Genomic DNA, 1,497 nt, shown 5'->3' on the forward strand with positions numbered 1-1,497 from the left:
GATAATAAATTATTTACTTCCTCATCATTTAAATCATAATAACTCCACGTACCTTTTGTTTCTTTTACAATTAAACCGGCATCTAACAGGATTTTTAAATGATATGACAACTTAGATTGTGTCATTTCGAAAAACTCTGTTAAATCACACACACAAGTCTGGCCTCGCTGACAAAGTTCATACATAATCTCTAAACGCTTCTGATCGGCCAACGCTTTAAATTTTTTCTCATAGAGCTGAAAATCTTGTGCCATTTTAGTTCACTCCCCCTTCATCAACTTTTTTTGATGTTTATAGTATATACGCTGATTAATTTATTATGCAACTAATTAATCAAAATTTTTTGATTTACAAAAAATCCCTCAAATCATATCTTTGCTACAACTAAAAAGGACCATAGCCTTTCCAAAAATGAAAAACTACGGTTCTTTTTACAACTTAATAGTTACAATATTTCCGAGGAATGGAGTCTCTATAACTGTTTTAAATTTTAATTTGACCATTATAGAGTAGTGCCCCATCACCATCAAGCTAAGAAAAACAAATACCCCCAAATGAAAAAAATCGATATAACTCTTCGGCAAATAAAGATAACTCTTGTTTTTGGTGCATATTCATAAAAAGCACGTCACCCTTTCTCATTAACATAAGAGAATAGTAATGTGCTTTTAATTTCAAAAATGGTCTAAATCCTTAAGTTGATGGTTGTGGGGCGGGACCCCAATAAGAACGGTATCTAAGGTTGTATGAGAGGTGTTAGTTCCATTCCAAAGGCCTCAGCCTACGATTAACTCAAGTACCGATTTCGGATGACCCCCATGTGATGAAGTTCGTGTCCTGCGATGCCGTACGCGAGGGCGCGCGCCGTAATGCTTAGGTTGTTGGCTGTGCCCTTGCGGGTCCACGCCTCCGCCGGTAGCCCGCGCAGCAATGTGATCGTTGATTGCCGTACGGCCCGGTAGTCTTCGGCCAATTGCGCGGTTGTCCACCTTCCGAAAGGAGGCATGAACAATTCCTGATCAAAACCAGTCAGAGGCGTCTGGTCCCCTCTTGCGAACCGGAGCAGGCGGTAGGTCATGACACGTTCCGAGTCTGCAATGTGGCCCACGACTTCTTTCAGCGTCCATTTTCCTTCAGCATACCGATACGCGTACTGGCTTTCGGTCAACGATGCCAGGAGCTCGGTCATTTGCTTTTCCTGGGCGAGCAGAATATCGATGATGTTACCGTCCGGTACCAAACGGATATATTCGCCGGAGTTCCCGGCGTATTCTTCTTCTGACGGTCTTTGATTCATGCGTAGTCACCTCTTATATGTAGATATAGAAAATTATAGCACTCGTCTATGTCTAATAAATTCGCGAAATGATGGAACTTTCCTTCTAATAATTGAGGATAAGCAACTATTTAGTTTGTCGGTCGCCACACTATCCTGATTCGTTAGCACAATAAGCAATGTTAATCAATAATGCATAAAAATTATCTGTTATACAATAT

2 protein-coding genes are annotated in these 1,497 nt (G+C 40.5%); both read right to left on the minus strand.

Annotated features, from left to right (window positions below; all coding sequences use genetic code 11):
- Positions 1-254 (minus strand): arsenical resistance operon transcriptional regulator ArsR (gene arsR / locus AB3X48_RS22010; protein WP_367959951.1); only part of this gene is annotated, 254 nt, incomplete at its 3' end.
- Positions 255-787: 533 nt separating this feature from the next.
- Complete coding sequence (locus AB3X48_RS22015) at positions 788-1,297, minus strand: DinB family protein (RefSeq protein WP_016105340.1); 510 nt, start codon at positions 1,295-1,297, stop codon at positions 788-790.
- Positions 1,298-1,497 lie beyond the last annotated feature (200 nt).

The organism is Bacillus sp. S4, assembly GCF_040838205.1.
Lineage (GTDB): Bacteria > Bacillota > Bacilli > Bacillales > Bacillaceae_G > Bacillus_A > Bacillus_A cereus_U.

Coding starts and splice junctions, on each gene's coding strand:
- AB3X48_RS22015 (WP_016105340.1), bottom strand. CDS start 1,297: ATGAATCAAAGACCGTCAGAAGAAGAATACGCCGGGAACTCCGGCGAA.